Below are 23,198 nucleotides of genomic sequence, written 5' to 3'. Positions count from 1 at the left end.
AGTGATTTCTTGCCAAACGATAAAATTATTATTAAGGGTGCTCGTGCCCATAATTTAAAAAATATTAATGTTTCAATTCCTAAAAATAAATTAACGGTAATGACAGGACTATCTGGATCTGGTAAAAGTTCTTTAGCTTTTGATACTTTGTATGCTGAAGGACAACGTCGTTACGTTGAAAGTTTATCATCGTATGCTAGACAATTTTTAGGCCAAATGGATAAGCCAGATGTGGATTCTATTGAGGGATTAAGTCCAGCAATTGCGATTGATCAAAAAACAACTTCTCATAATCCTCGTTCTACTGTAGGAACCGTTACTGAAATTAATGATTATTTTAGACTTCTATGGGCTCGTGTTGGAACTCCTATTTGTCCTAACGATGGAACTAAGATTACTCGTCAATCCATTGATCAAATGATCGATGAAATTATTGCATTACCAGAACGTACTAAATTACAAATTCTTTCACCAGTCGTACGTGAAGAACGCGGTCAACACAAAAAGACTTTTGAAAAGATTCAAAGGGAAGGCTTTGTTCGTTATCGTGTTGATGGTGAAGTCCATGAATTAGGTGATGGAGTAGAATTAGAGAAAAATAAACGTCATAATATTGATATTGTTATTGATCGAATTATTGTAAAAGATGGCATTAAGTCAAGACTATCTGATTCTCTAGAAACTGCGCTAAGATTAAGTGGTGGGTATGCAGTCGCTGATTTAATGGGACATGGAGATAATCTTATTTTTTCAGAACATTATGCATGTCCTTTATGCGGTTTTACCATTAGCGAATTAGAACCTCGTTTATTTTCATTTAATTCTCCAATTGGTGCCTGTCCTGATTGTGATGGATTAGGAATGAAATTAGAAGTAGACGAAAGTCTAGTTATTCCTGATCAGAATAAAACTCTAAAGGAAGGCGCAATTGAACCATGGAACCCAATTAGTTCTAAGTTTTATCCAAGCTTGTTGGATCAAGCTTGCCATGCTTTTAAAATTGATATGGATACGCCTTTCAAAAAATTACCTAAGAAGCAACGTGATATTATTTTAAAAGGCTCTAAAGGAAAAGAATTTCATTTTCACTTTGATAGTAATTTCGGTGGTGTACGTGATACTGATGCACCATTTGAGGGTGTCTTAAATAATATCGATCGTCGATATCATAGTACTAATAGTGATTTCACCCGTGAACAAATGCGTAAATATATGACAGAATTAACATGTCAAACTTGTCATGGCTTACGTTTAAATCGTGAAGCTTTAAGCGTTAAAATTAATGGCGAAAATATTAGTGAAGTTACTAATCTAGACATCAATAAAGAATTAGAATTCTTTAAATCTTTAACATTTGGCAAAAAAGATACCGTAATTGCAAAACCAATTTTAAAAGAAATTATTGATCGTTTGTCTTTCTTAAAAAATGTTGGTTTAGATTATCTAACATTGTCTAGAAATGCAGGAACTTTGTCTGGTGGTGAATCACAAAGAATTCGCTTAGCTACTCAGATTGGTTCTAACTTATCGGGTGTTTTATATGTATTAGATGAACCATCCATTGGATTGCATCAACGTGATAATGATCGTTTAATTAGCTCATTAAAATCAATGCGTGATTTAGGCAATACTTTAGTGGTAGTTGAACATGGTGAAGATACAATGGAAGCTGCTGATTATATTGTAGATATTGGGCCAGGTGCTGGTGCTAATGGTGGTAAAGTAATGGCTGTTGGAACCCCAAAAGAAATTGCCAACAATGATAATTCTTTGACTGGTCAATATTTATCTGGAAAGAAATTTATTCCAGTACCATTGAAACGTAGAAAAGGGAATAAAAAGCACATTAAAGTAAAGGGTGCTGCAGAGAATAATTTAAAGAATGTTGATGTTGATATTCCATTAGGTGAGTTTAATGTTGTTACTGGAGTTTCTGGTTCTGGTAAATCAACTTTAATTAATCGTGTTTTGAAACGAGCCTTAGCGCAAAAACTAAACAATAATTCAGAAAAGCCTGGTAAATATAAATCTATTTCAGGTTATAAGAATATTGATAAGTTAATTAATATTGATCAAAGCCCAATTGGTAGAACACCACGTAGTAATCCTGCTACTTATACGGGTGTTTTTGATGATATCCGTGAATTATTTGCGGAAACTAACGAAGCTAAATTAAGGGGATATCAAAAGGGCCGTTTTAGTTTTAATGTTAAAGGTGGTCGTTGTGAAACTTGTCATGGTGATGGAATTTTAAAAATTGAAATGAATTTCTTACCTGATGTTTATGTACCTTGTGAAGTTTGCCATGGTAAACGTTATAATAATGAAACACTTGAAGTTGAATATAAAGGGAAAAATATTGCTGATGTTTTGGATATGACAGTTAAAGAAGCTTTATTATTCTTTGAAGCAATGCCTAAAATTACAAGAAAACTTAAAACCATTGATGAAGTTGGTTTAGGTTATGTTAAATTAGGTCAATCAGCCACAACTTTATCTGGTGGTGAGGCACAACGAATGAAATTAGCTGCTGAATTATACAAAAAATCAGCTGGTAATAACTTATATATTTTAGATGAACCAACTATTGGGTTACACACCGATGATATTAAGCGTTTATTAGTGGTTCTACATGAATTAGTCGATCAAGGTAATACAGTTTTAATTATTGAACATAATTTGGATGTTATTAAGACTGCTGATAATATAATTGATTTAGGACCAGATGGTGGTGAAGGTGGCGGTAATATTATTGCTACTGGAACTCCTGAAGAAATTATTAAACAAAAGGATAGTTATACTGGGCAATATTTAGCTCCTGTTTTAAAACGTGATACCAAAAGAACTAAAATGAATAAAAAATAAAAAGGAGTCTCGGACTCTTTTTTTATTTTATTTATAAATGACACACCCGGGTATGTGTGTTAAAATATCATGAGTTATTATATTGAACGAATAAATTATTAAAGAAAGGCGGGAATATTTAATGAGTAATGATTTAAATAACCGTCCTAAAATTGTAGTTATCGGTGGTGGAACCGGACTACCAGTTATACTAAAAAGTTTAAAAGAAAAAAATGTTGATATTACAGCTATCGTGACAGTTGCCGATGATGGAGGTTCTTCTGGTAAAATTCGCAATTATATGGATGTGGTACCTCCAGGTGATATTCGTAATGTATTAGTTTCTTTGTCAGACTTACCTAAGTTAGACTTAGATTTATTTCAATACCGTTTTAATAACGGTGATGAATTTTTATCCGGCCATTCAATTGGTAATTTAATTATTGCAGCTCTAACAGAAATGAAAAATGGAGTTGATAATGCAGTTGAAATTATTAGTAAGATGATGAAAGTTAATGGACACGTTTATCCGGCCTCTAGTCAAGATTTACAATTATGTGCTGAGTTTGATGATGGTACCAAAATGGCTGGTGAATATGAGATTACTTATGCTGATAAAAATATTAAACATGTGTGGGTAGAAAATATTAATAGCGATGAGCATCCTAAAACTAATCAAAAAGTAATTGATGCGATTATGAATGCTGATCAAATTGTTTTAGGACCTGGCAGTTTATTTACTAGTATTTTACCGAATTTAATGATTGAAAATTTGGGATATGCTGTTATTAATTCACCAGCTAAGGTAGTTTATATATGTAATATCATGACACAAAAGGGTGAAACTGATCACTTTACCGATGCTGATCATGTAAAAGTTTTAAATCGTCATTTGGGATGTAATTTTATTGATGTTGTTTTAGTAAACAATGCATCAATTCCTAATAACTATATTGATAAAATAAAATGGAATGAAATATCTAAACAAGTTACCCATGATAAAGTTGGCCTTGAACAACAACATTGTAAAGTCATTCAAGATAACTTTTTAAAATTATCTGATGATTGTGCCTTTCATAATGGAAAATTAGTATCTGATACTTTAATTAAACTAATAAACAATAAAGATTGGAGTGATTAATAATGTCATATGCAAGTGAAGTAAAAAAAGAGTTAACCACTTTAGAAGTTCATAAGAAAAATGCTAAGGCCGAATTAATGGCCTTAATTCGAATGAATGGTTCAATTTCTCTATCTTCAAATAGAGTGTTATTAAATATTCAAACTGAAAATCCTGCAATTGCGCGTAGAATTTATAGTTTGATTTTGAAATTCTACGATGTGGAAAGTAAACTAGTTGTTCGTAAGAAGATGAAGTTAAATAAAAATAACATTTATATAGTAAGAATTATGTATCAAGTTAAGGAGATTCTTGATGATTTAAAAATATTCGATAATTATCAAATTGTTGAAACAGTTCCAACTGAACTCTTAAAAAGTGATTCTCAAGTAAGATCATATTTAAGAGGAGCTTTTTTAGCTAGTGGATCTGTTAACAATCCTGAAACTTCTCGTTACCATTTAGAAATATATTCATTATATGAAGAACATAATGATATGATTTCTGAAATGATGAATAATTATGGTCTTAATTCTAGAACTACTGAACGTAGAAGTGGCTATATAACTTATTTAAAGGAAGCCGAAAAAATTGCTAATTTCTTACAATTAATTGGTGCCACTAACGCAATGTTAAAATTTGAAGATGTAAGAATTATGCGTGATATGCGTAATTCGGTTAATCGTTTAGTTAATTGTGAAAATGCTAATATGAATAAGGTTGCCAATGCATCCACAAGACAATTAACAAGCATTCAATATATAGCTAATACAGTTGGTTTGAAACAATTACCCAAAAAACTTTATGATGTGGCGGTTACTAGGATTCAAAAACCAGAAGTTAGTTTAAAAGAATTAAGTGATTCTTTACCTGATGGCAGTATTTCTAAATCAGGGATTAATCATCGTTTAAGAAAAATAAATGAGTTTGCTGATAGAATTAAGAAAGAGGCTGCAGAGGAAGCAGCTGAAACATAAAAAAGCATCTGGAATAATTCCAGATGCTTTTTTATTAACAATAATTTATATTATTTATTTCTTTTCTGAACTATTTTTCATAATTGCATCAATTAAACCATAATCAACTGATTCTTGAGCACTTAAGTAATGATCACGTTCAGTGTCATGATTAATTTTTTCAATTGATTGACCAGAATTTTCAGCCAAAATTTCATTAATCATATGACGAGTCTTTAGAATTGATTCAGCAGCAATTTCAATTTCGGTTTGTTGACCTTGAGCACCACCAGATGGTTGGTGAATTAATACTTCTGAATGTGGCAAAGCAAAACGTTTACCCTTAGTACCAGAAGAAGCTAAAACACTGGCCATTGATGCAGCCATACCCATTACAATGGTTTGAACATCTGCTTTAATAAATTTCATAGTATCATAAATTGCCATTCCGGCAGTTACAACACCACCAGGAGAATTTATATATAAGTAGATATCTTTATCAGAGTCTTGGGCATCAAGGAATAATAATTGGGCAATTACTGTATTTGCCATATTATCTTCGATAGGACCTGATAACATAATAATACGATCTTTTAATAATCTTGAGTAAATGTCATATGCACGTTCACCATTAGATGATTGTTCAATGACTGTTGGGACTAAATTCATATTGTTTCCTCCCCATAATTAATTTCATTTTAAAAAGCTGTAACCAATTCTATATTATTGGTCAATCAAGGTCAAACGATTTGTTTAATATAATGCACTTGAAGGGAATCGAACCCTTAACTTAAGAACCGGAATCTTACGTGCTATCCATTACACTACAAGTGCATAAAATTACTATAAATGAATAAGCTATAAAATTCAAGATAACTATTTTAACTGTTGATTTGCAAAGTAAAAACACGATTGATATACTGAATTTGTAGAGATTAATGCTATTTTATTTACAAATAATTATTATAAATTAATAATGAAAATTATTTTAAATTAGTTAGCCTATTTTATAGACTATCACTTGAAAAAGTAGTAACATTACCTCTGTACGTAGTACTTAAATTTATTTCTCTAGGAGGAAAACAGTTATGACTGTAAAAATTGGTATTAACGGTTTTGGTCGTATTGGTCGTTTGGCTTTCAAACGTATCAACGAACTAAACTCAGATGAAATTGAAGTTGCTGCTATCAATGATTTAACAACTCCTTCAATGTTAGCTTACTTATTAAAATATGATTCAACACATGGTAAATTCCCTGGTGAAGTTTCATCAACTGATAAAGGAATTGTTGTTGACGGTAAGGAAATTCCAGTTTACGCTGAAAAGAATGCCGCTGACCTTCCATGGGTTAAAAATGATGGTGTTGACTTCGTACTAGAATGTACAGGTTTCTACACTTCAGAAGAAAAATCACAAGCTCACTTAGACGCTGGTGCAAAACGTGTCTTGATTTCAGCTCCTGCTGGTCAAATTAAGACTGTTGTTCCTGGTGTTAACTTAGATACATTGAACTCAGATGACAAGATTGTTTCAGCTGGTTCATGTACTACAAGTTGTTTAGCACCTATGGCTTACTTCTTAAACAAAGACTTTGGTCTTAAAGCCGGTACTATGACAACTATTCATGCCTTTACTTCTACTCAAGCTATCTTAGATGGCCCTCGTGGTAAGAAGTTCAGAAACAACCGTACTGCTTCAGTAAACACTATTCCTCATTCAAGTGGTGCTGCTAAAGCTATTGGTTTAGTAATTCCTGAATTAAATGGTCATTTACAAGGTCACGCACAACGTGTTGGTGTTGTTGATGGTTCATTAACAGAATTAGTTTCTGTATTAGACAAGAATGTTACTGCTGATGAAATCAATGAATCAATGAAGAAATATGCTAAAGACAATGATGCCTTCGGTTACACTGAAGACCCAATTGTTTCAACTGATATTATTGATGATTCACATGGTTCAGTATTTGATCCAGGTCAAACTGAAATCACAGCAAATGGTGACACTCAATTAGTTAAGACTGTTGCTTGGTACGATAATGAATGGGGCTTTACTTGCAACATGGTTCGTACTTTACTACACTTTGCTGAACTTTAATATTAAATTAATGCTTTTATAGCAAAAAAAGGTGGAGGAGGCATTTGCCTCCTCCATTTTTTATAAAATATTTTTCATTATTCTTTAAAAAAGAAGCTAAATGAATTATATTTAATATGTGATTTATAATAACAATTTTTTTGAGGGGGTAGTCTAAATTGGCTAAGACAGTTGTTTCTGATTTAGATTTAAATGGCAAAAAAGTTTTAATGCGTGTCGACTTCAACGTTCCTGTTAAGGATGGCGTTGTTGGTGATACTAGTCGTATTGTTGGTGCTATTCCAACAATCAAATATGTAATTGAACATGGTGGTAAAGCTGTGTTATTTTCTCACTTAGGTCGTATTAAGAGTGAAGATGACAAAGAAGCATTATCATTACGTCCAGTTGCTGAAAAGTTATCTGAATTAATTAATAAACCTGTAACTTTTGTTCCTGAAACAGAAGGTAAAAAGCTAGAAGATACTGTTAACAATATGAACGATGGCGATATTGTTTTAGTTCAAAACACTCGTTATGAAGATGTTGTTGACGGTGAAAACGTAAAACGTGAATCCAAAAATGATCCTAAGCTAGGCCAATACTGGGCTTCATTAGGTGATTGCTTCGTAAATGATGCATTTGGTACTGCTCATCGTGAACATGCTTCAAATGTTGGTATTGCACGTGCAATGGAAGCTAATAATAAACCAGTAGCTGCTGGTTTCTTAATTGAAAAAGAAATTAAGTTTATTGGTGGTGCTGTTAACGATCCTAAACGTCCATTTGTTGCCATTCTTGGTGGTGCAAAGGTTTCTGATAAGATTGGTGTTATTGATAACTTACTAGGTAAAGCTGATAAGATTATTATCGGTGGTGGAATGACTTATACATTCTATGCTGCCAAAGGTTACTCAATTGGTAACTCACTTGTTGAAAAAGACAAGATTGATACTGCTAAAGAAATCTTACAAAAGGGTGGCGACAAAATTGTCCTACCTATTGATTCTGTAGTTGCTCCTGAATTCAAGAATGACGCACCTACTGAAATTGTTACTGATAATATTCCTGATGGTCAAATGGCTTTAGACATTGGTCCTAAGAGTATCAAACTATTCGAAGATGTATTAAGAGATGCTAAAACAGTAGTTTGGAATGGACCTATGGGTGTATTCGAAATGAGTAACTTTGCTAAAGGTACTCTAGCTATTGGTAAATTCTTAGGTGAATTAAAAGATGCTACTACTGTTGTTGGTGGTGGTGATTCAACTGCTGCTGTTAACCAATTAGGCGTTGCTGATAAATTATCACACGTTTCAACTGGTGGTGGAGCTTCACTAGAATACATGGAAGGTAAAACTTTACCAGGTATTGCTGCAATTACTGATAAATAAAGAATTTTTTCTAAAAGAGCTCGATATTTTATATCGAACTCTTTTTTTTATTTATGATAAAATTGAATTACTTAATTTATTTTACCTGAGTGGTATTATTGATTATAAAGATTAATATTTAATTTTATTAAATATTGAGGGGGAAATAATAATGAGGACTCCTTTCATAGTGGGTAATTGGAAAATGAATTTAACTCTTGAAGAAGCTGATAGCTTTTTAGATCAAATTACTAACAAATTACCTGATAGTAACCAAGTTGAGTGTGCAATTGCAGCATCACCAATATTTTTAGAGACTTTAACTAAATATTGTAAAAATAGTCCTTTAAAATCATCTGCTGAAAATTGCTTCTATAAAGATAAAGGAGCTTATACCGGTGAAGTTAGTCCTTATGCTTTATCTGAGATGGGGGTTAATTATGTTATGCTTGGCCACTCAGAAAGGCGTAAATATTTTAATGAGACCAATAAAACCGTAAATAAAAAAGTAAAAGCTGTACTACAAAACCATATGATTCCAATTATTTGTTGTGATGAAACGATGACCAAACAAAAAACTGATGATCATATGGACTGGGTAGTTAATCCAGTTGCAGAATCATTGAATGGGGTTTCATCTAAGGATGCACAAAATGTAGTAATTGGATATGAACCTAGCTGGGCAATTGGAACTGGTAAATCTGCTAGTGTTTCAGAAACACAAGAAGCTTGTTGTTTAATTAGAAAAACGATTGCCGAACTGTATGACGAAAAAGTGGCCAGTAAAGTTAGAATATTGTATGGTGGTAGCGTTAATGACAAAAACGTACAAGAATTGATGCAACAAAAAGATGTTGATGGTGTTTTAGCAGGAACTGCTAGTTTAAAGCCAAAAGAATTTCTAAAAATTGTTAATTATTCAAAATAATTCGCTTTTTATAAGGAGTTTGTGTTGAAAGTTTGTCTTTAAAATAATAAAATGAAAGTAGCCTTGATTCTGAGGTAACAACTTTCATTAAGGAGAGAATAAAATGTCAATTATTTCAGATATTTATGCTCGAGAAGTATTAGATTCTCGTGGAAATCCTACAGTTGAAGTAGAACTATATACTGAAGCAGGTGCAATGGGTCGTGGAATCGTACCTTCAGGTGCATCTACTGGTGAACACGAAGCCGTTGAATTACGTGATGGTGATAAGAACCGTTACATGGGTAAGGGTGTTACTAAGGCTGTTAACAACGTTAATAACATTATTGCTAAAGAAATTGTTGGTTATGACGTAACTGATCAATTAGCTATTGACCAAGCTATGATCAAATTAGATGGTACACCTACTAAAGGTAAGTTAGGTGCTAACGCTATTTTAGGTGTTTCATTAGCTGCTGCACGTGCTGCTGCTGATGAATTAGGTGTTCCATTATATAACTATCTTGGTGGTTTTAATGCTCACGTATTACCTACTCCAATGATGAACGTTATCAATGGTGGTGAACATGCTAATAACAAGGTTGACTTCCAAGAATTTATGATTATGCCTGTTGGTGCTGAAACTGTTAAAGAAGCTATCCGTATGGGTTCTGAAACATTCCATAACTTAAAGGCTATCTTAAACGAAAAGGGTTACTCAACTGCTGTAGGTGACGAAGGTGGTTTTGCTCCTGATTTGAAGAACAATGAAGAACCATTTGAAATCTTAGTAGAAGCAATCCAACGTGCTGGTTACAAGCCAGGTAAAGATGTATCAATTGCATTTGACTGTGCTGCATCAGAATTTTATGATGCTGATACTAAAAAGTACAACTTAGTAGGTGATGGTAAATCATACTCTGCTGATGAATTTGTTACATTACTAGAACAATTAGTAGACAAATACCCAATTATTTCCATCGAAGATCCATTGGATGAAAACGAATGGGAAGATTGGCAAATGGCTACTAAGCGCTTAGGTAAGAAAGTTCAAATCGTTGGTGATGACTTATTCGTAACTAACACTGATTACTTACGTAAGGGTATTAAGATGGGCGTTTCAAACTCAATCTTAATTAAACTTAACCAAATCGGTACTTTAACTGAAACTGTTAATGCTGTACAAATGGCTAAGGAAGCTGGATACACAGCTATCATTTCACACCGTTCTGGTGAAACTGAAGATACTACAATTTCTGACTTAGTTGTTGCTATGAATGCTGGTCAAATTAAGACTGGTTCAATGAGTCGTGGCGAACGTATCGCTAAGTACAACCAATTAATGAGAATTGAAGACCAATTAGGTTCAGTTGCTCAATACAAAGGTGTACACTCATTCTACAACCTAAGTGAAGAAGCACGTAACAATATTATTAACAAATAATTTTGTTATTCATAATAATAAAAAGCATTAGGCATGTTTATGTTTAATGCTTTTTTTATTTTAATTATGGTATGATTAAATTATTATACTTTAAGGGGTAATTGACTTGAAAAATGATAATATTAAACGCTTCAAATCAGTTTTATATGGAGCTTTAATTGGAACTTTAGTAGGATTCTTTATTAGCATTTTTAGAATATTAATTGAATCCTTATCTGGAATATTATTAAAAATAGCTATGTATGCTAATCATAATTTTTTATCTTTAATATTATTAATAGCTATTAATTTAATGTTTGCAATTATTACTTATCAACTAATATTATCTAATTCTGATATTAAAGGATCAGGGATTCCACAAGTCGAGGGTCAACTCGCCGGAGAAATTGATTATAAATGGCTACCTGTATTTATAAAAAAATTTATTGGTGGTGTTTTATCTATTTCCAGTGGTTTATTTCTTGGAAGGGAAGGGCCATCAATTCAGCTAGGTGCTACCTTAGCGCAAGGAATAGCTAAAATCACTCACAAAATTGGTGTTGATAGAAAGCTAATGATTTCTGGTGGTGCAGCAGCTGGATTATCTGCAGCGTTTAATGCGCCTATTGCTAGTACTTTATTTGTTTTAGAAGAAATTTATCATAATTTTTCTACTTTAGTTTGGACTGTTGCATTGTCAGCAGCAGTTGCATCTAATTTTGTTTCAACAGCTATTTTTGGAAAAACACCAGTTTTACATATGCAATATTTTCATGTTATTCCATTACACATATATCCTTATTTGATTGGTTTAGGAATGTTTTTAGGCATTTTTGGTAAAATGTATGAATTTTTTACTATTAACATTAGTAAATGGTATGCTAAAAGTAAATTTCTGCCACAATGGATTTTTTCGATACTTCCTTTCCTATTAGTAATACCAATTGAAATGTTTGTTCCTAAAGTTTCTGGTGGTGGAAGTACATTAGTTTTAATGATTGCTAAGCAATCACCATTAATATCAATTTTGCTATTTTATTTTGTATTACGCTTTATTTTTTCAACCATTTCGTATGGTACTGGCACCCCTGGGGGGATATTTTTACCAATGCTTTCTTTAGGTGCTATTTTAGGTGCTTTATATGCAAAAGCATTAATTAATTTTAATTTAATGCCATCATATTTATTTGTTAATTTTATTATTGTTTCAATGAGTGCTTATTTTGCTTGTATTAGTAAATCACCTTTTACTGCCATATTATTGATTACTGAAATGGTTGGTTCTTTGCAGAACTTAATGGCTTTATCGTTTGTTACATTAGTTGCATACGTGGTTTCTGATTTAATGAATAGCAAGCCAATTTATGATGAGATGCTAGATAATTTATTAAGTCCACAAAAGCAAAGTAATCTTGGTGGATTATTTACAATTAATTATTCGGTATTTGTAGGATGTAAAATTGATGGTAAAATGGTTAAAGAAATTACTTGGCCTAAAGACACGATTTTAAGTTCAATTGGTCGTAATGATGAAAAAATTATTCCTAATGGATCTACAGTCATTAAAGCAGGGGATAATTTGAAAATATCGACCAATTATAATAATCGCGGTTACGTACATTATTTTATGGATAAACTGGTAACTAATAGTTAATAAAATTTATTACTAATTGGAAAGAATTGTTTTATATGATAAACTAAAATGTAAAGCTATCAATTATTGATTTAAAACCTATTTTAGGTAGGAGGCAACGAATTGTATAATTTATTAATGGATATAATTTGGATTGACAGTGTTTTAATAATCATTGCCGTATTAATGCAACCAGCTAAAACCAATAATGATGCAATGTCATCATTGAGTGGTGGAGCTGATGACTTATTTGCTGGCTCAAAGCCTCGTGGATTTGAAGCCTTTATGCAAAAGGTTACTGTTGTTTTATTAATTATCTTTTTTGCGTCTGCATTAGCCTTAGTATGGCTATCATCGCATTAAAAGGAATGACTCCTGTAAAATTTACAGGGTCTTTTTTTATATTTATTTAATAAAAGATAGTATAAAAATGTTAAAATGACTTATAGAAGTATGACGGAATTTGATTAAGTTCAAAAATAATAAATTAATGAGGAATCGATATTGGAAGATAATAATTTAAAAAATGAAGTCCAAGCGGTTTTAAACAAGTTTCCTAGTCAAACATTTGCGGTTGAAGAAATTGCTGATGAACTAGGCTATCACGGTGCTAATGCATTTACTCTCATCGTGCAAACACTTGCTGTCTTGGAAAGAGAAAAAACTGTAATTGTTACCGAAGAAGGTAACTTCAAATTTAATGAAGAAAATGAAAAACTAGAAGGTATTTTTCATTCAAACCCCAAAGGTTTTGGTTTTGTTAATTATGATGATGATTTAGATGATGCCTTTATTGCTCCTGGAAATACTATGAATGCAATGAATGGTGATACTGTTGAAATCAAAATTGTAAGAAAAGGTGACCAAAATTCAGGTAAGGGTCCTGAAGGTAAAATTGTAGACATTATTGAAAGAAATTATGAACAAGTAGTTGGTGAATTTACTCGTACTGATGATGATCAAGGATATATTGGTCAAGTTAAGTTAAAAGAAAAGAAATTAATTAACTATAAATTCTATGTTGTTGGTGTAGGTTTGAAACCAACACCAGGAGAAGTTGTTACCGCTGAAATCACTGAATACCCAAATGAAGATCATCCTGATTACATGGTAGGAATTGCTAAAGAAGTAATCGGTAGTGTTGACGATCCAGGTATCGATATTTTACAAATTGTGTATGCTCATAATATTCCATCACAATTTCCAGAAGATGTTTTACAAGAAGCGGATGCGATTCCAGAGGAAATTAGTGAAGAAGAAATGAAGGGTCGCGAAGATATCACTGATCAAGATTTAGTTACTATTGATGGTGAATCTTCTAAAGACTTGGATGATGCTGTTACTGCATGGAAATTACCAAATGGTAACTATCATTTAGGTGTTCACATTGCCGATGTATCACACTATGTTAAACCAGGTAGTTTATTAGATGAAGAAGCATATAAACGTGGAACTTCAGTTTATTTAACTGACCGAGTTATCCCAATGTTACCTCGTCGCTTATCTAATGGTATTTGTTCATTGAATGAAGGACAATTAAGACTATGTATGAGTTGTGACATGGAAATTAATCCTGAAGGACATGTTGTTAAACATCGTATTCATCCTAGTGTTATGAAATCAACTGCTAGAATGACATATAAAGCTGTTAATGACATTTTGGAATCAGACGACGAAAAAACTAAAGAAAAGTACTCCCGTTTAGTTCCAATGTTTAAAACTATGGGTGAACTACACAAAATATTATATAAACAACGTCGCCGTCGTGGTGCTATTGATTTTGATGATAATGAAGCAGAAATTATCGTTGATGATAATGGACACCCAATTGATATTCAAGTTCGTGTCCGTGGTTTAGCAGAAAAAATGATTGAATCATTTATGTTAGCTGCTAATGAAACTGTTGCAAAGAACTATTGTCAAAAGCATGTACCATTTATTTATCGTGTCCACGAAACTCCTGATGGTGAAAGAGTTAAAAACTTCTTTGAATTCTTGAGTGCATTTGGTATTGATATTAAGGGTGATCCAGATCACTTAAAACCTAAGATGTTACAAAATGTTCTAAAGAAAGTTGCTGGTAAGCCTGAAGAAGCTGCAGTATCAGTTATGATGTTGCGTAGTTTGAAACAAGCTAGATATACTGACCAACCATTAGGTCATTTTGGATTAGGTGCTGAATACTATACTCACTTTACATCACCAATTAGAAGATATCCTGATACTATGGTTCACCGTTTGATTCATCATTACGAAGATAATGGAATGGGTAAGGCAGCTAAAGAAAAATATGGTAACTTACTGGAAGAAATTTCAGTACATTCATCTAAATGTGAACGTCGTGAAGTAGATGCTGAACGTGATACTGATGCAATGAAGAAAGCTGAATACATGGCTGATCATGTTGGTGAAGAATTTGATGCAACGGTTAGTTCAGTCTTGAAATTTGGAATGTTTATTGAATTGCCAAATACGGTAGAAGGATTAGTTCATATTAGTCGTATGAAAGATGATTACTATGAATATATTGAAAAATTCTTAGCGTTAGTTGGACGTAATACACATCGTACTTACCGTATTGGACAACCAGTTCGTGTTAAAGTTGTTAATGTTGATGTTGACCAAAGTGCGGTAGATTTCGACATTGTAAATCCACAGGATACACCAATGTCTAAATTAAGACCTGAACATAAGAATAATGGTTCTCGCGGTGGCAATAGACGTAATCGTCGTAACGGCGATAAAAAGGGTCGCGGCAAATTCAACGGTAAACGTTCTAACAGAAACGATAATCATAAAAACAATCATAGAAGATCTAACCATAAACGTTAATTATCCTAGATCTTAGAGGTGATTTTAAATGGCTAAGAAGAAACAAAATGCAAAAAACGCTAATCTAATGGCTCAAAATAGAAAGGCCAGACATGATTACCGTGTTTTGCAAACTTACGAAGCAGGAATTGCTTTAACAGGAACTGAAATTAAGTCTGTTAGAGCACATCGAGTAAATTTAAAAGATGGGTTTGCTCAGATTCGTAATGGACAAGCTACTTTGATGAATGTTCACATTAGTGAATATACACAAGGTAATCAATTTAATCATGATCCGTTACGTAATCGTAAGCTACTTTTGCATAAACAAGAAATTAAACGATTAGCACGTGAAACTGATAAAAAAGGAATCACTCTAATTCCTCTAAAAATGTATATTAAGCGTGGCTTTGCTAAAGTTTTAATTGGTGTTGCTGAAGGAAAACATGAGTATGATAAGCGAAATACAATTAAAAAACGTGATCAACAACGTGAAATTTCTCGTGTAATGAAACATTATTAACTATAAATAAAAGCACTTCCTATTTTGGAAGTGCTTTTTTGTAAATGTAATTTGGATATTAATTGTGATAAAATTAATGCGAGGTGTTTAGACATGAAACCTTTTATTCATAATGATTGGTGGGAAGTTTTACAACCAGAATTTGAAAAAAGTTATTACCAAGATTTAAGAAAATTTTTAGTTAATGAATACAATCACTATGATATTCATCCAGCAGCTGGTAAAATTTATGAAGCTTTTGAATGGACACCATTTAGTAAAGTGAAAGTGGTTATTTTAGGTCAAGATCCTTATCACGAACCTAATCAAGCTCATGGATTAAGCTTTTCAGTTATGCCAGGTGTTAAGTTACCACCTTCATTACGTAATATTTATAAAGAATTACAAGATGACTTAGGAATCAAGCCAGTTAATCATGGCTATTTAGAAAAATGGGCTAAACAAGGAGTTTTGTTATTAAACTCTGTTTTGACAGTTAGAAATGGCCAAGCTTTTTCCCATAAAGGTAAAGGCTGGGAACAGTTGACAGATGCTGCAATTAAAAAGTTATCAGCACGTCCAGAACCCGTTATCTTTATATTGTGGGGTGGAGCAGCTCGTTCTAAAATTAAACTAATTAATACTGATACTAATATTGTCATTCAATCTGCTCATCCTAGTCCATTGTCTGCATATCGCGGATTTTTTGGCTCTAAGCCGTTTTCTAAGACTAATGATGCTTTAAAAGCATTGGGAGAACAGCCAATTGATTGGCAATTACCAGAACATGTATCAATGAAATAATTTATTAGGAGGCTTTTATATGAGCAATTTATTTGATGGATTAAGAAATGATATTAAGGGAAAAAATAAAAAAATTGTTTTTCCCGAAGGATCTGATGAAAGAATTATTGAAGCAGCTGCACGTTTAGCTTTTGAAGATTTAATTACACCTATTTTATTAGGAAATAACACTGATATTTCAAAGCATGCTAATGGTGCTGATTTAAGTAAAGTACAAATCATTGATATCAATGATTATCCTAAAGATGAATATGAAGCAATGTTAGATGCTTTAGAAGAACGTCGCAATGGTAAAAACACCCGTGAACAATTATCAGAATGGTTAAATAATGAAAATTATTTTGGAACAATGCTAGTTTATATGGGTAAGGCTGATGGTATGGTTTTTGGAGCAGCACATGCTACTGGAGATACAGTTAGACCAGCATTACAAATTATTAAAACTAAAAAAGGGATGCGTAGAATTTCTGGTTCTTTCTTAATGCAAAAAGGAGATACTCGTTATGTATTTGCTGACTGTGCGATTAACTTGGAATTAGATGCAGCTGGCATGGTTGAGGTAGCTAAACAAAGTGCGGAGACTGCTAAAATGTTTGGAATCAATCCTAAAGTTGCATTTTTAAGCTTTTCTACAAAGGGTTCAGCTAAGGGTGAAATGGTTACTAAAGTGCAAGAAGCTGCTAAGATGGCTCAAGATGAATTAGATTGTCCATCTGATGGTGAACTACAATTTGATGCTGCGCTTATTCCAGAAGTGGCAAAGAAGAAAGCACCTACATCTGAAGTTGCAGGAAACGCCAATGTATTTGTATTTCCAGAATTACAATCAGGAAATATTGGCTACAAAATTGCTCAACGCTTAGGTGGATTTGAAGCATTTGGTCCAATTTTACAAGGAATGGCTAAACCAGTTTCAGATTTATCAAGAGGTTGTAATGCTGAAGACGTTTACAATGTTTCAATTATTACTGCTGCACAATCTCTAAAATAAGGAGGTTAATATATGAAGTTTAACGTTAATACTCCAGAAGAAACCATGAGTTATGGTAAAAAAATCGCTGATTATTTAAAACCTAAAGATGTCATTTTATTAGACGGTGATTTAGGTGCTGGTAAGACTACTTTTACTAAGGGACTTGCTGAAGGACTTGGGATTAAAAGAAATATTAAAAGTCCTACATTTACAATTATTAGAGAATATCAAGATGGACGCTTACCTTTGTATCACATGGATGCATATCGTTTAGACGATGGCAGTGGGGATGAATTAGGCTTAGAAGAATATTTTAATGGTGATGGTATTAACGTCATCGAATGGTCTAATTTTATTGAAAATGAATTACCTAGTGATTATCTTAAAATCATTTTTAAACGTGATGATTCTAAGGGTGATAATTATCGTACAATTGATTTTCAGCCTAAAGGTGAACACTTTAATAATATTATTAAAGAAAGTTATCTTGAAAAATAATGGAAAATAAAATTGATGTAAATATTACTTTGGCAATGCCTGAAGATGCTGAAAATTTAATTAATTTATTGGAACAATTAAAAACTGAATCTGATACTTTCACGATTGATCCAGAACTTGGTGAAATGAGTGTGCAACAACAGGCACAACAAATCATGTTAGTTAATCAAACTTGTGGGAATGTCATCTTATTAGCTAAGTATTTAGATAAAATTATCGGTTTAGTAACTGTCCAAAATCTAGATGATTCAGATTTAGGCGAATTGGGCATAGCAATCATTAAAAAATATTGGAACTATGGATTGGGCACTGATTTAGTTAAAGAAGCTATTCATTGGGGATCCAGTTATAGTAATTTGTCTACAATTGCATTAATTGTAGAGAAAAGGAATCATGCGGCTGTTCATCTATATCAGAAATGTGGCTTTATATTTTCTAAAAAACGTTTAATTAATATTCATGAAAATTATCATTCTACTTATGAAATGAATATAAAAGTAAAAAAATAATCTGCTTAAATTAATTAAGCAGATTATTTTTTTACTTTAATGAATTGTTTGATTGCATCATTGCCAAATTCTTTTTGTTGTTTAATCAATATATTGGCACATGCTAAACTATCATCTAACGCATTATGATGATGATGCAAATCAATATTCATATTTTCACATACAGTATTTAATTTATGGTTTTCAAATTCTGGGAAAAAGTATTTTGAAGTTTTTACAGTATCTAAAGTCAGATATTTAGGGACAATTAAATCATATCTTAATAGGGTATTCTTTAAAACACTATTATCAAATGAATTATTATGTGCAATTACCAGTTTTTCATGACTAAAGAAATGATTAATAATTGGCCATATTTCTGGAAAAGTAGGTGCATCAGCAACATCTTCTGCATGTAACCCATGAACTTTGATATTTCGCCAATTAAATTCGACTTCTGGATTTATCAGCGTATAAAATTCATCAACAATTTTATTATTTCTTACTACTGTTATTGCTAATGAACATGCACTTGCACGTTTATTATTAGCTGTTTCAAAATCAATTGCAGTAAAATTCATTTATAAACTCCTTAATATAAAATTTATACTTAAGTATAACATGGTAACAAAGTCTTTTATCGTGTTAAAATTAAAATATAAAATATATTAAGGAAATTGATATTTATGAAAGAAAAAGTAAAAATATTAAAGAATGAATCATTATCAAAATATACATTTACAAAAACTGGTGGTCCAGCTGATTTCTTAGCTTTTCCAAAATCTATTGATGAAGTTCAAGAATTATTGCAATTGGCTAATTATGAAAATTTGCCAATTACAGTTCTCGGGAACGCAAGTAATTTAATTATCAAAGATGGTGGTATTCGCGGCCTAGTAATTATGTTAACTGATATGAATAGTATTGAAACTACTGATAATTTGGTTATTGCTGATGCTGGTGCAGCATATATTGATGTTACGATAGCTGCACAGAAGAGCAGCTTATCAGGTGCTGAGTTTGCAGCAGGAATTCCCGGTAGTGTAGGTGGGGCAATATTTATGAATGCTGGAGCATACGGTGGTGAAACTGATCAAATTGCTGATAGTATAGTTGCCTTAACACCAAATAATGAAATAAAGATAATCAAACATGATGAATTAGACTTTGGATATCGTCATAGTTCCATTCAAGATAATAATGACATTGTTTTACAAGCAACTTTTAAATTAACGCATGCCAATAAAAATGATATTCAACTTAAAATGGATCACTTTAATTCTTTGAGATCTTCAAAACAACCACTAGAATTACCTTCTTGTGGGAGTGTTTTTAAAAGACCTAAAGGGTATTTTGCTGGTAAACTAATACATGATTCTGGATTACAAGGTTATCAATCTGGTGGTGCTCAAGTATCTATTAAACATGCAGGCTTTATTGTAAATGTTGGTAACGCAAGTGCTACTGATTATCTTAATGTAATTCATCATGTTCAAAAAATTGTTTATGATAAGCAAGGAGTTAAGTTAGAAACTGAAGTTAGAATTATTGGAGAAGATAAATAAGGAGTTAATTTTATATGGAACTTATTGAAATTATTTTGCTACTAACAATTATTCTGCTATCGTCTAATATAATTCATCATTATGTTCCAGTAATTCCAGATAGCCTTATTCAAGTGACTTTGGGATGTCTATTAGCCGTTATATTTGGCTTTAACATTCATCTAAGTAGTGACTGGTTTTTATTGTTGTTTATTGCCCCCTTACTTTTTAATGATGGTCGGCGTTTCCCAAAAGATGATTTATGGGAATTAAGATGGCCCATTTTTGCTAATTCTATATTGTTAGTGTTTATAACAATGATATTAGGTGGATTAGTTATTTATAAAATGATTCCATCAATGCCATTACCAGTTGCATTTGCTCTAGCTGCAATTTTGTCACCAACTGATCCTATTGCAGTTGAATCAATTGCTAAAAAGGCTAAATTACCGAAAAATATTTTACACTTGGTTAATGGTGAAAGCTTAATTAATGATGCTAGTGGACTAATTGGATTTAAATATGCAGTAGCTGCGACCGTCTATGGCTCTTTTTCTTTAAAAGGTGCAGTTACTGATTTCTTTTACATTAGCATTGTTGGTGGTGTTATTGGAATTATAACAATGCTATTTATTTTATTTATTCGTAAGTTTTTATACGAAAAAGGTTTAACGAATGTTCCATTTAACATTGTTTCTCAAATAGCATCGCCATTTCTAATATATATGTTAGCTGAAGAAGTATTTCATGCTTCAGGAGTAATTGCTGTTGTAACTGCAGGAATTATTTATCACTTAAAATCATCAAAGTCCAATGCTTCTTCTGCTGAATTAGATATAATGAGTGAACATACTTGGGATGTTATTATTTATCTATTGAATGGAATCGTGTTTATAATATTAGGAATTGAAGTTCCGTTTGCAATGGGAACTGTAGTTAAAAGCATGCAGTTTAATACTTGGATATCTATTGGATATGCAATTATAACTTGGTTAGTTTTATTAATTATTAGAATTGCTTGGATTATGATATATGAAGCTTTTACTACTTTTATTTCTGAACATAGATTTGCTCCAATTGATATTAAAACTGCCGTTATTGCAGGACTATCAGGGGTTAGAGGTGCAATCACAATGGCTGGTGTGTTATCCATACCATTTGTAACTAATCAAGGAATACCATTTCCAGATCGTGCTTTGATTTTATTTATTGCATCAATCGTAATTATTTTAAGTTTACTTGCTGCAGTTATAATATTACCTTTGATTCCTAGTGATAATAATCAAGTTATTGAGTACAATAACAATAACTATTGGAATGAGGGTAAAACTCGTATTTATATGTTGAATTTTGCTATTGATAGTATTAAAAAACATAGTGCAGAAGATAAGCATATTAGTAATGTAATTATTGATCAGTATCAGATGATTATTAAGCAATTTTCCATGACACATATTAGTAAAATGGAAAAAGATATTCGTCTTGCAGCAATCAAATATGAAAAAGTAGCAATTAAGAAATTAATGGCTCAAGGACAAATTTCTAAAAAAATGATTAATGCAGTTAATTATGAAATTAATCATCGTGAAATTAAAAATTTGAATCAGTCTAATCAATCTAATGCTAAATTAGAATTGGTATCATCATACCAAACTTTAAAGCTATGGCTCTTCAAGCAAAATAATGATGAAGAGATTAATAAACAAATGCGTAAAATACTAATTAAAATAAATAGTTATACAATTGAAAACTTAAAACAACTTTATAATAAATATGATGAAGATGTTGTTGAAACGATAATTGATGAATATTTAAACTATAATGAAGCATTGAAAACAAGCCCAATTAATTATGATGCAAGGTATCGTAAAATTAGAGTTAGAGCATTAGGTGCTCAAAGAATAGCTATTCAAGAATTACTTAATGATGAAAAGATCGATTGGAAAACAGCATCTGATTTAAGACAAGAAATTAATTATCTTGAAAATCTTGAATTAGATTCATAAAATATAAAGGGGCTGTGACATAAGTCTCTGAAAAAATAATGCTCGTTGGAATGTAAGTTTTCCAACGAGCATTATTTATGTATAATAAAAACGATATCGACACAACCGATATCGTTTCAATAAATTCCCCCAACGAAAGGAAATCTCAATGAGTAATTATATTTTAAATATTAATAATTGGCAACCCCAAGATAATCATCAAGTTAAAATTATAGATCAAATTGTTGAAACAATTGATTTTAAAGGAAAATATATATTTGGTCGACCAAGAAAGTACGACCTGCGGTCGCCTTTTGAAATTAACCTTATTTGCCTACTCTAAAGGCATTTTCAGTAGTAGACAAATAAGTGCACTAGCTGAAGAAAATCTACCTGCACGTTGGTTAACACATAGTTCTTTTCCATCATATCGAACAGTTTGTCGTTTTAGGGTTTCCGATGAAGCAGAAGATTTAATTAGTAAATGTATGTCGAGTATAGTTAATATTTTAAGAAAAAATAAGCACATTGATGATATAACGTTTATTGATGGAACTAAAATATTGGCTAATGCTAATAAGTACTCTTTTGTTTGGCGTAAAAATATAATCAGATTCGATAAATTAAATCGCGAAGCGATTATAAAATTACTACATGACATGAATGATGTTAAATATTTAGGTAAACTTCCAGATAACTCTGACATTTCAACAAGTGAGTTAGATGAAATTATTATTCATTTAGAGAATTGTTTAGCTGATTTAAATTATCAAATTAAACAGAATAAAAAAGTATCACCTAATCCCAATAAACAAAATCGTCGTAAGTTAAAATCCATTAAAAGAAACTTCGTTTTCGTAAATGTAAACAAATGGAATATCAAAAAAGGTAATAAAATATTTGCTAATCGTAATAGTTATTCTAAGACTGATCATGATGTTACCTTTATGCGTATTAAGGAAGATCCTATGTTAAATGGAAAACTTAAACCTGCTTATAATCTACAAATTGCTACTAGTGGACAATTCATAACTAATTTTGATATTTATCAAAATCCCACTGATACTCGTACTTTAATTCCATTCTTAAATAAACAAATTGAGAATAATAGTTTGGGTAAATATATTGTTGCCGATGCTGGTTATGGATCTGAAAGTAACTATCGTTTTATGGAAGATAAACTAACTAATCACATTCCTTTAATTCCCTATGGAACAATGTTAAAAGAACAAAGTCGTAAATGGAAAAGTGATGACCGT

The 23,198-nt window shown here is 31.8% G+C and carries 20 protein-coding genes and 1 tRNA gene; 18 read left to right on the top strand and 3 right to left on the bottom strand.

Going from position 1 to position 23,198, the window contains the following annotated elements:
- The first annotated feature begins 9 nt into the window (after window positions 1–9).
- From uvrA to whiA, 3 genes are all read left to right on the top strand, one after another.
- Window positions 10–2,865, top strand: a complete 2,856-nt coding sequence (uvrA, locus tag DY123_RS06450) for an excinuclease ABC subunit UvrA (RefSeq protein WP_140924402.1) — start codon at window positions 10–12, stop codon at window positions 2,863–2,865.
- 121 nt (window positions 2,866–2,986) lie between these two features.
- On the top strand, window positions 2,987–3,985 hold the full coding sequence (gene mgfK / locus DY123_RS06445; RefSeq protein ID WP_140924400.1) for a gluconeogenesis morphogenetic factor MgfK: 999 nt from the start codon (window positions 2,987–2,989) through the stop codon (window positions 3,983–3,985).
- Window positions 3,986–3,987: 2 nt separating this feature from the next.
- The gene (gene whiA, locus DY123_RS06440; RefSeq protein WP_108982933.1) at window positions 3,988–4,941 is read left to right on the top strand and encodes a DNA-binding protein WhiA; all 954 of its coding nucleotides are present in this window, start codon (window positions 3,988–3,990) and stop codon (window positions 4,939–4,941) included.
- 54 nt (window positions 4,942–4,995) lie between these two features.
- On the opposite strand, the gene clpP is transcribed toward whiA, so the two are convergent.
- Both clpP and DY123_RS06430 read right to left on the bottom strand, forming a co-directional pair.
- Window positions 4,996–5,589 carry an ATP-dependent Clp endopeptidase proteolytic subunit ClpP gene (gene clpP / locus DY123_RS06435; protein WP_105964924.1) on the bottom strand — a complete coding sequence of 198 codons (594 nt, stop codon included), beginning with the start codon at window positions 5,587–5,589 and terminating at the stop codon, window positions 4,996–4,998.
- A gap of 93 nt (window positions 5,590–5,682) precedes the next feature.
- Window positions 5,683–5,754 (bottom strand) — tRNA-Arg (locus DY123_RS06430).
- Between the two features lie 254 nt (window positions 5,755–6,008).
- Here DY123_RS06430 and gap point away from each other — a divergent pair.
- The 12 genes from gap (at window position 6,009) to DY123_RS06370 (ending at window position 18,431) form a co-directional block, all read left to right on the top strand.
- Entirely contained in the window at window positions 6,009–7,019 is a 1,011-nt protein-coding gene (gene gap / locus DY123_RS06425) for a type I glyceraldehyde-3-phosphate dehydrogenase (protein ID WP_105964923.1), read from the top strand.
- A gap of 158 nt (window positions 7,020–7,177) precedes the next feature.
- Window positions 7,178–8,392, top strand: a complete 1,215-nt coding sequence (locus DY123_RS06420; RefSeq protein ID WP_140924398.1) for a phosphoglycerate kinase — start codon at window positions 7,178–7,180, stop codon at window positions 8,390–8,392.
- A 151-nt stretch (window positions 8,393–8,543) separates the two neighbouring features.
- Window positions 8,544–9,299, top strand: coding sequence for a triose-phosphate isomerase (tpiA, locus tag DY123_RS06415; protein WP_108983013.1), 756 nt, complete (start codon window positions 8,544–8,546; stop codon window positions 9,297–9,299).
- Window positions 9,300–9,402: 103 nt separating this feature from the next.
- Window positions 9,403–10,722 carry a phosphopyruvate hydratase gene (eno, locus tag DY123_RS06410; RefSeq protein WP_105957080.1) on the top strand — a complete coding sequence of 440 codons (1,320 nt, stop codon included), beginning with the start codon at window positions 9,403–9,405 and terminating at the stop codon, window positions 10,720–10,722.
- 106 nt (window positions 10,723–10,828) lie between these two features.
- Window positions 10,829–12,355, top strand: a complete 1,527-nt coding sequence (locus DY123_RS06405; RefSeq protein ID WP_225426768.1) for a ClC family H(+)/Cl(-) exchange transporter — start codon at window positions 10,829–10,831, stop codon at window positions 12,353–12,355.
- Between the two features lie 102 nt (window positions 12,356–12,457).
- Complete coding sequence (gene secG / locus DY123_RS06400) at window positions 12,458–12,697, top strand: preprotein translocase subunit SecG (protein WP_105957082.1); 240 nt, start codon at window positions 12,458–12,460, stop codon at window positions 12,695–12,697.
- 141 nt (window positions 12,698–12,838) lie between these two features.
- Complete coding sequence (gene rnr / locus DY123_RS06395) at window positions 12,839–15,166, top strand: ribonuclease R (RefSeq protein WP_140924396.1); 2,328 nt, start codon at window positions 12,839–12,841, stop codon at window positions 15,164–15,166.
- Window positions 15,167–15,194: 28 nt separating this feature from the next.
- On the top strand, window positions 15,195–15,668 hold the full coding sequence (gene smpB / locus DY123_RS06390; RefSeq protein WP_105964918.1) for an SsrA-binding protein SmpB: 474 nt from the start codon (window positions 15,195–15,197) through the stop codon (window positions 15,666–15,668).
- A 93-nt stretch (window positions 15,669–15,761) separates the two neighbouring features.
- On the top strand, window positions 15,762–16,451 hold the full coding sequence (locus DY123_RS06385) for a uracil-DNA glycosylase (protein ID WP_105964917.1): 690 nt from the start codon (window positions 15,762–15,764) through the stop codon (window positions 16,449–16,451).
- Between the two features lie 19 nt (window positions 16,452–16,470).
- Window positions 16,471–17,442 carry a phosphate acetyltransferase gene (gene pta / locus DY123_RS06380; RefSeq protein ID WP_140936464.1) on the top strand — a complete coding sequence of 324 codons (972 nt, stop codon included), beginning with the start codon at window positions 16,471–16,473 and terminating at the stop codon, window positions 17,440–17,442.
- Between the two features lie 12 nt (window positions 17,443–17,454).
- Complete coding sequence (gene tsaE / locus DY123_RS06375; RefSeq protein WP_105964915.1) at window positions 17,455–17,922, top strand: tRNA (adenosine(37)-N6)-threonylcarbamoyltransferase complex ATPase subunit type 1 TsaE; 468 nt, start codon at window positions 17,455–17,457, stop codon at window positions 17,920–17,922.
- Window positions 17,922–18,431, top strand: coding sequence for a GNAT family N-acetyltransferase (locus DY123_RS06370; RefSeq protein ID WP_140924392.1), 510 nt, complete (start codon window positions 17,922–17,924; stop codon window positions 18,429–18,431). Before tsaE ends, DY123_RS06370 begins: the two co-directional genes overlap by 1 nt.
- Before the next feature lie 23 nt (window positions 18,432–18,454).
- Here DY123_RS06370 and DY123_RS06365 read toward each other — a convergent pair whose 3' ends face one another.
- On the bottom strand, window positions 18,455–18,991 hold the full coding sequence (locus DY123_RS06365) for a 3'-5' exonuclease (protein WP_140924390.1): 537 nt from the start codon (window positions 18,989–18,991) through the stop codon (window positions 18,455–18,457).
- 105 nt (window positions 18,992–19,096) lie between these two features.
- Between DY123_RS06365 and murB the strand changes: the two genes are divergently transcribed.
- The 3 genes from murB to DY123_RS06350 form a co-directional block, all read left to right on the top strand.
- Window positions 19,097–19,975, top strand: coding sequence for a UDP-N-acetylmuramate dehydrogenase (gene murB / locus DY123_RS06360; RefSeq protein WP_140924388.1), 879 nt, complete (start codon window positions 19,097–19,099; stop codon window positions 19,973–19,975).
- 14 nt (window positions 19,976–19,989) lie between these two features.
- Entirely contained in the window at window positions 19,990–21,960 is a 1,971-nt protein-coding gene (locus DY123_RS06355) for a cation:proton antiporter (protein WP_140934569.1), read from the top strand.
- Window positions 21,961–22,181: 221 nt separating this feature from the next.
- Window positions 22,182–23,198, top strand: a 1,017-nt coding sequence (locus DY123_RS06350) for a transposase (RefSeq protein ID WP_181401248.1), incomplete at its 3' end; no start/stop codon positions are given.

The organism is Apilactobacillus micheneri, assembly GCF_006493595.1.
GTDB lineage: Bacteria > Bacillota > Bacilli > Lactobacillales > Lactobacillaceae > Apilactobacillus > Apilactobacillus micheneri.
This window is presented reverse-complemented; position numbering and strand designations above follow the sequence as displayed.

What these genes read in the sequence shown, in the direction of transcription:
- DY123_RS06370 (WP_140924392.1), top strand. Translation starts at nt 17,922, where the DNA reads ATGGAAAATAAAATTGATGTAAATATTACTTTGGCAATGCCTGAAGAT.
- gap (WP_105964923.1), top strand. Translation starts at nt 6,009, where the DNA reads ATGACTGTAAAAATTGGTATTAACGGTTTTGGTCGTATTGGTCGTTTG.
- clpP (WP_105964924.1), bottom strand. Translation starts at nt 5,589, where the DNA reads ATGAATTTAGTCCCAACAGTCATTGAACAATCATCTAATGGTGAACGT.
- smpB (WP_105964918.1), top strand. Translation starts at nt 15,195, where the DNA reads ATGGCTAAGAAGAAACAAAATGCAAAAAACGCTAATCTAATGGCTCAA.
- murB (WP_140924388.1), top strand. Translation starts at nt 19,097, where the DNA reads ATGAAAGAAAAAGTAAAAATATTAAAGAATGAATCATTATCAAAATAT.
- pta (WP_140936464.1), top strand. Translation starts at nt 16,471, where the DNA reads ATGAGCAATTTATTTGATGGATTAAGAAATGATATTAAGGGAAAAAAT.
- eno (WP_105957080.1), top strand. Translation starts at nt 9,403, where the DNA reads ATGTCAATTATTTCAGATATTTATGCTCGAGAAGTATTAGATTCTCGT.
- DY123_RS06355 (WP_140934569.1), top strand. Translation starts at nt 19,990, where the DNA reads ATGGAACTTATTGAAATTATTTTGCTACTAACAATTATTCTGCTATCG.
- DY123_RS06385 (WP_105964917.1), top strand. Translation starts at nt 15,762, where the DNA reads ATGAAACCTTTTATTCATAATGATTGGTGGGAAGTTTTACAACCAGAA.
- tpiA (WP_108983013.1), top strand. Translation starts at nt 8,544, where the DNA reads ATGAGGACTCCTTTCATAGTGGGTAATTGGAAAATGAATTTAACTCTT.
- DY123_RS06365 (WP_140924390.1), bottom strand. Translation starts at nt 18,991, where the DNA reads ATGAATTTTACTGCAATTGATTTTGAAACAGCTAATAATAAACGTGCA.
- whiA (WP_108982933.1), top strand. Translation starts at nt 3,988, where the DNA reads ATGTCATATGCAAGTGAAGTAAAAAAAGAGTTAACCACTTTAGAAGTT.
- tsaE (WP_105964915.1), top strand. Translation starts at nt 17,455, where the DNA reads ATGAAGTTTAACGTTAATACTCCAGAAGAAACCATGAGTTATGGTAAA.
- mgfK (WP_140924400.1), top strand. Translation starts at nt 2,987, where the DNA reads ATGAGTAATGATTTAAATAACCGTCCTAAAATTGTAGTTATCGGTGGT.